The following is a 9,776-nucleotide window of genomic DNA, read 5'->3' as shown; positions in this document are numbered from 1 at the left end:
CCGCCCTCAGTTCTGCTTGATCTGCGAACCCTTCATGGTGATGTCGCTCGATGCCTTGACGTTGATCTTGCCCGAGCCCAGGACGGTGATGTCCTTGCCTTCGATGTTGATGGTGCCGTCCTTTTTCATCGAGATGGCAGCCGAGCCGCATTTGATGAGAATGGAGTCGCCAGCCTCGATCAGAAGGTCCTTGCCGACCTTGATGGCAGCTCCTTCGGCGACCTGGACCAGGCTGCCCTTGGCAATTTTCAGCGCACGATCGCCGCCGACCTCGGTGGTGTCGCCATCGGCAATCTTGGTGCTGCGCGCCTTGCCGATGGTCGTCGACTTCGCGCCGCCGACTTCGAATGTCTGGTCGGCACTGATCTGCACGGTCTGATTTGCGGCGACCTGCCAGCTGTCGTCGGCACCGATACTGTGGCTCTGGGCAGCACCCACGCTCACCGAGCGGCTGGCGCCTATCGTGTTCGATTGGGCTGCTCCGACCGTGCGCGTCTCGCTGGCCCCGACTGTGTCGACGCGCGCAGCCCCGACCGTGATCGCCTGCGCGATGGCCACCGTCTGCGCATGATTGGCGCCGATTGTCTCGGTCGAATTCAAGCCGATGCCGATGGTCTCGTTGGATCCCACCGTCAGCGATCGATTGGAGCCCACCGTCTCGGTGTCGTTCGAGCCGATATCGGTCTTCTGGTCGACGCCGACCTTGACCGTCTTGTTGTTGCCGACGTCCTCATCCAGATTGTGGCCGACGGAATGCTTGGCGTCGTGATCGATGCGATCGGACTGGTCGTGCTGCACGAGCTTCGTTCGATCGTTCTTGATCAGAAGGTTGTGGTCCTTCTGCGCCTGGAAATTGACCAGCTCGGAGCCGGCCTTGTCCTCGAACATCAGCTCGTTGTAGCCGCCGCCGCCCTTTGAAGAGTCCGATTTCCAGCCCGATTGCGTCGCATTGCCCGGCAGTCCGTAGGGCGGCATCTGGGAGGCGTTGTAGACCCGTCCGGTGATGATCGGCAGGTCGGGATCACCCTCGATGAAATCGATGATCACCTCCTGGCCGATGCGCGGGATCTGGATGAACCCCCATCCGCTGCCGGCCCAGGTCTGCGACACCCGCACGAAGCAGGAGCTGTTCTGGTCCTTCTTGCCCAGGCGGTCCCAGTGGAACTGCACCTTCACCCGGGCATATTCGTCGGTGAAGATTTCCTCGCCCGACGGCCCGACAACCGTCGCCGTCTGCGGCCCGCGCATGATCGGCCGCGGCGTGATGCGCGGCGGACGGTAGGGCAGGCTTGTCGGCGCCACGCCCAGAACCACGGTGAAGTTGTCGCCTTCCGTCTTGATCCCGGTGTGATAGCTCGGGTCGAAGATCCGGTACTCGACGCTCAGCACCAGATATTCCTGGTTCTGGTCCTCGCGCGGAAAGCCGTCGAGCTTGAAGGTGCAGCCCGAAAAGAGACCTCGCACCGTGCCCGCAGCTGCGATGCGCTGGTGCACCGCCTGCAATTCCTCGCGGCGCACCGCAGCAATGCTGTCGCCGCGCCCGACATCCAGATGCGTGCCCGGCTGGCGGTAGTTCTCGCCGTCCGCGAGTTTGTGCCCGAAGGCCTGTTCGGACTTCGCCATCAGGTCGGCGCCGGGTTTCTTGAAATCGTAGTCGGTGTGGGAGTAGGCGCCGGGACGCACCGAACTCCCGGGAATCCATTCGGTGATGTATTCGACGTCGCGCCGGCTGCCCTGCCCTTCGAAATGATACGGCACCGTCTCATAGCCCTTCGGCGGCTTGAGCTTGTTCATGGCGTCGGCAAGGATCAGCTTGTGCTCGTCGTCGTCGTGCTCGAAGAAATACATGACACCTTCGTGCTCGAGCAGTCGCTGCACGAAATCGAGATCGGTTTCGTCATATTGCACACAATAGTCGCGCGGCGGATACGATCCTTGCAGCCGCTTGTCGAATTTGGCCGCGCCATACTTCGAGAAGATCTTCTCGACGATCTCGATGATGCTCATGTTCTGGAAGATGCGGCAGTCGGTTGTATTGCCGAGAAACCACAGCCACGGACGGATGGTCGCCTCGTAATAGGCGAGCCGGTCCTCGATCCGTGTCAGGCGGAAATCCGAAACCAGCCCGCTGAACCAGCGTTTCGGATCGGACTCGCCTTCGATCGACACGGCGCCACCGAGCATCTTCAGCGGATCGATCTCCGCGTCGCTGCTGACGAAGCCCACGGAATAGGAAAAACAGCGGCTGACCTCGTCGCGACCGACGAGATGGGTGAAAGTCAGCGTATCGCCGCCAAGAGGAGTCCGGACCACTGTCGCGCGATCGTTAGCCATGGCGTCGTGCCTCTCCGGGGACGGCCGGACTTCAGCTTCGAAGCTTAGCACAAGTTTTTCGGCCGGCCAAAGCGGGCACTTGGAACGGGCGCGACCGACGGCTTCGAAATGCCCCTGTGCCGTTGTCGCCGCAAACTGCTAGAATAAAAGGGTGAATTGGAACGAGGCTGCAGGAAACAGTCGAGTTGGCGGGCAATTTCGGATGTTCATCAGTCTGACCATCGAGAATGTCGACAGGCTGCCCAACGGCGGACCGCTGAGCTATAGCTCCGATGGTCGCAGCTTCGCGATCGGCCGTGAAAATCGCGACTGGAACCTGCCCGATCCCAATCTTTTCATTTCCGGCCTGCATTGCGAGGTCCGCTACGACAGGGGCACGTTCTGGCTCTACGACGTGTCGCGCAACGGAACCTTCGTCAACGGATCGGACCAGCGCCTTTCCGATCCTCATCCGCTCAGCCACGGCGACCGCATCTGGATCGGACGCTACATCGTCGCCGTATCCATCGAGGAAGGCGTCGCACGCGTTGCCGGCAGCGAATGGGGCGACTGGGGCGCTCCGCCGCCCCAGCGGGAAGATCCCGGCTATCCCGCCCGGCAACCTTCACAGTCCGGCGACCCGTTTTTCGCCGACACGGCCAACGGCCAGGGAGCGGCTGGCATCGCCGTCCAGCCCGCACGGCAGCCGCGCTCCCAGCCCCGAGCACCGGTCCAGCAGGCCGTCCAGCCGCCTGTCCATGCTCCCCAGATCGACGCCAATGAACTGCTTCGGCTGATTGCCGCCGGCGCCGGCGTCTCGCCCGAGGTCTTCCTGCAGCGCGATGCGAAGGATGTCGCCGCCGAGGTCGGCGCGGTGCTGCGTGCCGTGGTCGACGAACTTGCCCTGCTGCTCAAGGCGCGCGCTGCCGCGAAGGCTCTGGCCAAGAGCAGCCAGCGCACCATGATCGGCGGCGTCGACAACAATCCGCTGAAGTTCGTCCCGCGCTCGGAAGAAATCCTCGAGATCATGTTCGCCCAGCGCCGCTCCGGCTACCTCGACGCCAAGCATAGCGTCGAGGAGGCATTTCGCGACCTCAAGACCCATGAACTCGCCACCTATGCGGCGATGCAGGCAGCCCTCGCCCGCCTGCTTTCCGAGCTGTCTCCCGATGCGATAGAGCGGAAGGTCCCCGGCTCGTCATTCGTGTCCAAGAAGAGCCGCGCCTGGGATTTGTTCGTCGCCACATGGGAAGCCAGGGAGCAGGCGCACGAGAACGGCATGCTCGACGTGTTCCTCGCCTATTTCAGCGAGGCCTATGCCAAGTCCGCCGGCAAGAAGTAGGCGTCCGGCATTCAGCCGCCGTTGACCTTGCTCCCGGCGCCCGGTTCCCATCGGCGGGCCCTTGCACTACCATGCCTCCAAGAGTTGGCCAGTCAAGCGATGCTGTTTGACAGGAGGCGCCTGCTGGCATGCGGACGGGCGCCGCGCGAACCACGGGTGATCGGCGATGAGTTCGAAGGACGATCCTTCCGGCTCCGACGGCAGAACCGTTATTCGCGGATCGCCGCGCCGCGCGCCAAGGCCGGATCAGCCCGGCTCCGCTCCCAACCCGACGATCATCTACACTGCGGACGCTGCCCCCCCTGCCGGTACGGTGATCTATCAGGGCGTGCCGTTCGGCGATCAGAAACCGGACACGGCGCGACATGACGCAAAGCAGGAGAAACCGCCGGCGCGATCGGGCATCTCCCAGGACGCGCTGATCGATGCCGTGGACAGTCTCCGGTTTGTCGCCTCGAACCCCATCATGGCGGCTGCGGCACCGCTGCTGATGTTGCTCGGCCATCTCCGATCGACGAGCATCGAGGTCGATGCGGTTTCGTTGGCCCAGCATGTCGCAACATGCATCGACGAGTTCGAATGGAAAGCAACTGATGCAGGCGTCGCCGAAGAGGACGTCCACATCGCCAGATACGAGCTTTGCGAAACCGCCGACGATGTCATCGCCAACCTGCCCGGGATCGGCCAGGAAGGCTGGGCACCACACAGCCTGTTGAAGCAATATTATGGCATTGAGGCTCCGGGAAACGGTTTCTTCGAGGCTCTCAATTCGGTCCTGGCCGACCCGGCGGAGCGCTGCGACCTGCTCGAGCTCATGCACGCCTGCCTGTCGCTCGGCTTCCAGGGACCTTTCCGCAGCGCAGCAGGCGAAGGCCTGGAGACCGTCCGCCAGGACGTCTACGCCGCATTGCGCTACTTCCGGCCGCGCTCCGACGACGATATTTCTCCGCACTGGCAAGGCATGGCTGCCATGGCGGGAAAACGTCCGACCCGTCTGCCGCTATGGGTGATCGCCGCTGCCGGACTGGCGTTGGTCACCGGCGCGTTCTTCTGGATGCGCGGCGACATCACCAGCCAGGGCGAGGCGCTCGCCGCCAAGCTCCTGGCTCTTACGCCTACGACGCAGATCGCGATCCAGCGCACGGATTTCGTGCCGATGGCCGTAGAGCCGCAACCAGTCGCGCCAGCCGCGCCGGTGGCCCCCGTAGCGCCGGTGGCGACGGGTGCGCAGATCGAACGCATCCGTTCGGCGCTTGCACAAGACATGCAGAGCGGCGTCCTGAGCGTCGAGGTCAAGGGCGTGTACATTGCCGTCGAGATCAACAGTGCGCTGCTCTTCGACACCGGCAAGGCCGAAACGAAGCCGGAATTCACTCCGCTGGCGGGCCGCATTGCGGCTGTGCTGGCGGCCGAACCAGGCGCCATCAGGGTCGTCGGCCACACCGACAACGTCAAGCCGCGCCAGTCGGGCACGTTCAAGTCCAACTACGACCTTTCGGTTGCTCGTGCCGAGACGGTGGCCAAGGCGCTGGCGCCAGGACTTGGCGATGCATCCCGGCTCACCCCCGAGGGCAAGGGCGAAGATCAGCCAATCGCCGACAACGCCACCCCGGACGGACGGGCAATGAACCGCCGCGTCGACATCATGCTCCGGCGCGAGGAGACGCCATGAACGGCGGCGGCTATTTCCGGTGGAGCCCATGACGGCCTGGCTGTGGCGGATCATCGGCCTGCTAGCGCTGGCGGGCCTCTGCGCGGCCGTGTGGTTTGGCGGGCCGCTGATTGTCCTCGACGGCAGCCGGCCGTTTTCTGCCGACTGGCTGCGGCTGGTCGTCATCGGCGTGATCGTGATCGCGATTACTGGCATCTACCTGCTGCGCGCGCTGCATGCGCGCAGGGCCCAACGGGCGCTCGAAGCGGCGGCTGTGGGCGGTGGCGCTTTCGGCGGCGATGCCGGGCTGCTCGAAACCGGGATGCTCAAGGCCATCGCCACGCTCAAGCGTGCCAGCGGCAGGCGCAACTTCCTCTACGAAGTGCCATGGTATGTCATCATCGGCCCGCCAGGTGCGGGCAAGACCACCGCGCTGGTCAACTCCGGCCTCAAGTTCCCCCTCGCCGTCTCCGGAACGGCGCAGCCGGTCCCCGGCGTCGGCGGCACCCGAAACTGCGACTGGTGGTTCACCGACGAGGCGGTCCTGATCGACACCGCCGGGCGTTATACGACGCAGGACTCGGATGCCGAAGGCGACCGGAAGGACTGGCTGGCATTCCTGTCCCTGCTCAAGAAGCACCGTGGCCGGCAGCCGATCAACGGCGTGATCGTGGCCATCAGCCTCTCCGATCTGCTGGCGCCTGGCGATCAGGAAGCCGGCGCGCACGCCATCGAGATCGGCAACCGCCTGCAGGAAATCAGCGAGGTGCTGAAGATCAGGTATCCGATCTACGTCCTGTTCACCAAGGCCGATCTGGTCGCTGGCTTCATGGAATATTTCGGCGCTTTCGACGAAGACCGGCGGCGCATCGTCTGGGGCGCCACGTTCCAGGCCCAGGAATATCGCAAACCGATGGTCGGCGAAGCGCCGGCCGAATTCGACGCGCTCGTGCAGCGCCTGTCGGAAGAGCTCCCGGACCGGCTCCAGGAGCAGTCGGATCCGCTCGCGCGCATTTCAACGGCCGGCTTTGTCGCGCAGTTCGGCTCGCTGCGGCAACGCATCACGGATTTTCTCGAACGTGTATTCGATCCGGCAGCCCGGCAGTCGAATGCCGTGCTGCGCGGCTTCTATTTTTCCTCCGGCACCCAGGAGGGCACGCCTATCGATCGCGTGCTCGGCGCCATGGGACGCAGCTTCGGCACCGCCTCGACCAGCCAGATGTCGGGCACGGGGAAGAGCTTCTTCCTGCACGATCTGCTTGCCAAGGTCATTTTCGCCGAAGCCGGATGGGTCTCCCACGACGATGCCGCCGACCGGCGCGCCAGGTTCTCGCGCTATGCCGGACTCGGCGCCATTGCCTTGCTGGCAACCGCTGGGCTCGCGGCCATGGCGGTCAGCTACACCGCCAACAAGACCCTGATCGCAGCCACCGACCAGGCTGCCGAAAACTATCGTTCATCGGCCAGCGCGCTGCTGACGGCCGACGCGGTGGCCGACACAGACCTCGAAAACGTCATCGATGCCCTGGAGGAGGTCCGCAATCTGCCTGCCGGCTACGAAAGCCGCGACGAGCCGACGCCGGCACCGGAAATGTTGGGCATGAGCCAGCGCCCGCGTCTCCATTCGGCAACTGCCGCTGCCTATCGGTTGGCGTTGGAAAGGATGCTTCGGCCACGGCTGCTGCTGCGCCTGGAACAAGTGCTGGAAGCGCGGATGAGCGATCCGACGGCGCTCTACGAAGCACTCAAGATCTACCTCATGCTCGGCGGCAAGGCACCTGGGACCGACGACGGCCAGATCGTTGCATGGATGAAAGCCGACTGGGAGCGCAACCGCTATCCCGGGCCGCAAAATCGCGAGGGCCGCCTCATTCTCGAAAAGCACCTGCGCGCCATGCTGGCGCTCGACGACGAGTTCGACCCATCGATTGAGCTCGACCGCTCCGTTGTCGAGGCAGCCCAGCGCGCGCTTGGCCGCATGACGGTTGCCGACCGCGCTTCAGCCCTGATTTCGTCTGCCATTTCGGCTGCCGCGCTCACCGATTTTTCCGTAGCCGCGAGAGGCGGACCGGAAGCGAAACTCATTTTCGAGCCAATCGACGGCAGCGATCTGTCCAGCCTTCGTATCCCGGGCCTCTACAGCTACGCCGGTTTCAACGATTTCTACCTCGACCAACTGGCCGGCATCGCGCAAAAACTGGCCGATGACCAGTGGGTGCTTGGGGCAGGCGCGGAACAAGGCGATGTCGAGCAGGAGCTGCTCAGGCTCGGTCCCGAATTGCTCGAACGCTACAGCAACGACTTTGCGCGAACATGGAACGAGGCGCTCGACAGGCTGAAGTTCAAGCCCATGTCGGGGGACAAACCCGAATATCTGGCTCTTTCCGCAGCCGGGTCGCCCAGTTCGCCGCTTTCACAGCTTTTCGAAGGGATTGCCAGGGAAACCGCCCTGACCCGCGCCACCGGCGCCGTTGTGGCGGAGGTCGACGAACGCGCCGACGGGCTCGCCCGCATCGGCATCGAACTCGCTGGCCGCAAATCGAGCAGCCGGGCCGGAGCCGCCTTTGCCAACACGCCGACGCTGGTGCCGGGCGCCAATATCGAGGCCCAGTTCCGTCCGTTCCAGCTTCTGGTCGACGGTCGTCCCGGTCAACGGCCCATCGATGCGCTGATCCAGAATTTCCACGCCATCTATCAGAACCTCACGGTATCGGCCGCCGCCCCTGCCCGTGGCGACCGCGTCAATGCCAACCTCCAGCTGCAGATTTCCAACCTCCGCGCAAATGCCTCCCGCCTGCCGAAGACGCTGGCGCGCATGGTGCATGCCGCAGCCGACGATTTCGAAGGCGACGTTGCCGAAACCTCGCTGGCACAACTCGGCCAGATGCTCGAGCAGACCGTCAGCGGTCCGTGCGAGGAAGCGATCGCGAACCGCTATCCGTTCGGCGGTGGCGGTGCGCAGGATGTGCCCATCGCCGATTTTTCCCGCCTTTTCGCGCCCAGCGGCGTCCTCGACCGCTTCTTCGCGCAGAATCTGGCCTCGTTCGCCGACATGTCGGGGCAGGAATGGCAATGGAAGCAGGAGTCCCGCCTCGGCCGTGGTCTGTCGAAATCGACATTGAAGCAGTTCCAGCTGGCCGCAGAGATCCGCGACGCGTTCTTCCCGCTTGGCGGATCGACGCCGGCGGTGAATATCACCTTCACGCCATTTTCACTGCATGGCGACGCCGACATGGCGTTGCTCGACGTCAATGGCCAGGTCGTGCAAAGCTATCAGAATGGCAGCAGCCCCGGCACCGTCACCTGGCCCGGCAGCCAGACCGCCGGCTCCGCCAATCTCAGCCTGACGCCGGAACTGCCCGGGCGCGACTCCGCCCTCAGGTTCGAGGGGCCATGGGCCCTCAAGCGTCTGCTCGATGCCGGCACCTCCACCCTCAACGGCGACAAGCTTGAGCTGCGTTTCGTCATCGGGGGCCGCGACGTCGCCTACACGGTCCAGGTCAATCCGCCGGGCAATCCATTTGCGCTCCCTGCTTTCTCCGGCTTCACCTGTCCGAAAGGCCTTTGACCCGGCGCAACGGCACGCCGCCATGTTGATTTCGATACTCTAATGCCCGGCCCTGTGGCAGACTGGCCGGCGCGAGCGTTTCCACGCAACGCAGAGGGGCGCTCGAGAAGCGCTTGAGGCCATTGAGCAATGTTGCCCTCCCCTTCGAAAGCTTTGGCGTAAGCCACAAGGGCTGCGTCCGCCAGATCAATGAAGACAGCTACCTGATGGAGCCGCGCAGCGGCCTGTGGGTTGTCGCCGACGGCATGGGCGGCCACGATGCCGGCGAAGTCGCCTCGGCTAGTATCATCGAGCATCTCGCAACGATCGGCATCGCCAGTTCCGCGCCTGACCTGCGCGCGCGTTTCGAGGACCGTCTGCGCAAGGCGCATTCCGACATCCGCGACATTTCGGACCAGCGTGGTGCGACCATCGGCTCCACCGTCGCCGCCCTGCTGGTCATGGACGGCAAGTTCGCCTGCCTGTGGCTGGGCGACAGCCGCGTCTACCTGGTGCGTGACGGCAAGCTCTCCCAGGTCTCTCGCGATCATACCGAGGTGCAGGAACTGCTCGACCGCGGCGCGATAACCGAAGCCGAGGCGCGCACCTGGCCGCGGCGCAATGTCATCACCCGGGCCATCGGCGTCAGCGACGATATCGCAGTCGATTTCCGCCAGGGCGAAATCCGCCCCGGCGATGTCTTCGTGCTGGGCACCGACGGTCTCACCGCGCACGTCACCGATGCCGAGATCGAGGCTTCGGTGGCGTCGGCGACGCCGCAGGCCGCCTGCGAGGACCTGCTCGCGAAGGTGCTGTCGCGCGGCGGAACGGACAACGTCACCATTGTGCTAGTGCGGATTCGGGGCGCGACCGACAGTGCATCATCTGAAATTTTGGCGGGAGGCCGATAGAGGCCGGCGACA

The 9,776-nt window shown here is 64.3% G+C and carries 5 protein-coding genes; 4 read left to right on the top strand and 1 reads right to left on the bottom strand.

The window, feature by feature from the left end:
• Positions 1-6 precede the first annotated feature (6 nt).
• Positions 7-2,334 carry a type VI secretion system tip protein TssI/VgrG gene (gene tssI, locus CO731_RS17440; RefSeq protein WP_108608107.1) on the bottom strand — a complete coding sequence of 776 codons (2,328 nt, stop codon included), beginning with the start codon at positions 2,332-2,334 and terminating at the stop codon, positions 7-9.
• Between the two features lie 202 nt (positions 2,335-2,536).
• On the opposite strand from tssI, the gene tagH reads away from it, so the two are divergent.
• The 4 genes from tagH (at position 2,537) to CO731_RS17420 (ending at position 9,764) form a co-directional block, all read left to right on the top strand.
• Positions 2,537-3,655 (top strand): type VI secretion system-associated FHA domain protein TagH, encoded by a 1,119-nt coding sequence (gene tagH, locus CO731_RS17435; protein WP_108608106.1) that lies wholly within the window; start codon positions 2,537-2,539, stop codon positions 3,653-3,655.
• Positions 3,656-3,821: 166 nt separating this feature from the next.
• Positions 3,822-5,327, top strand: coding sequence for a type VI secretion system protein TssL, long form (gene tssL, locus CO731_RS17430; RefSeq protein WP_108608105.1), 1,506 nt, complete (start codon positions 3,822-3,824; stop codon positions 5,325-5,327).
• Positions 5,328-5,355: 28 nt separating this feature from the next.
• Entirely contained in the window at positions 5,356-8,874 is a 3,519-nt protein-coding gene (gene tssM / locus CO731_RS17425) for a type VI secretion system membrane subunit TssM (protein ID WP_108608104.1), read from the top strand.
• 122 nt (positions 8,875-8,996) lie between these two features.
• Complete coding sequence (locus tag CO731_RS17420) at positions 8,997-9,764, top strand: protein phosphatase 2C domain-containing protein (RefSeq protein ID WP_108608103.1); 768 nt, start codon at positions 8,997-8,999, stop codon at positions 9,762-9,764.
• Positions 9,765-9,776: the final 12 nt, after the last annotated feature.

The sequence above is a fragment of the Aminobacter sp. MSH1 genome, assembly GCF_003071665.1.
GTDB lineage: Bacteria > Pseudomonadota > Alphaproteobacteria > Rhizobiales > Rhizobiaceae > Aminobacter > Aminobacter niigataensis.
Note: the sequence above shows the minus strand (reverse complement) of the source record. Positions and strands in the feature narration are given on the sequence as shown.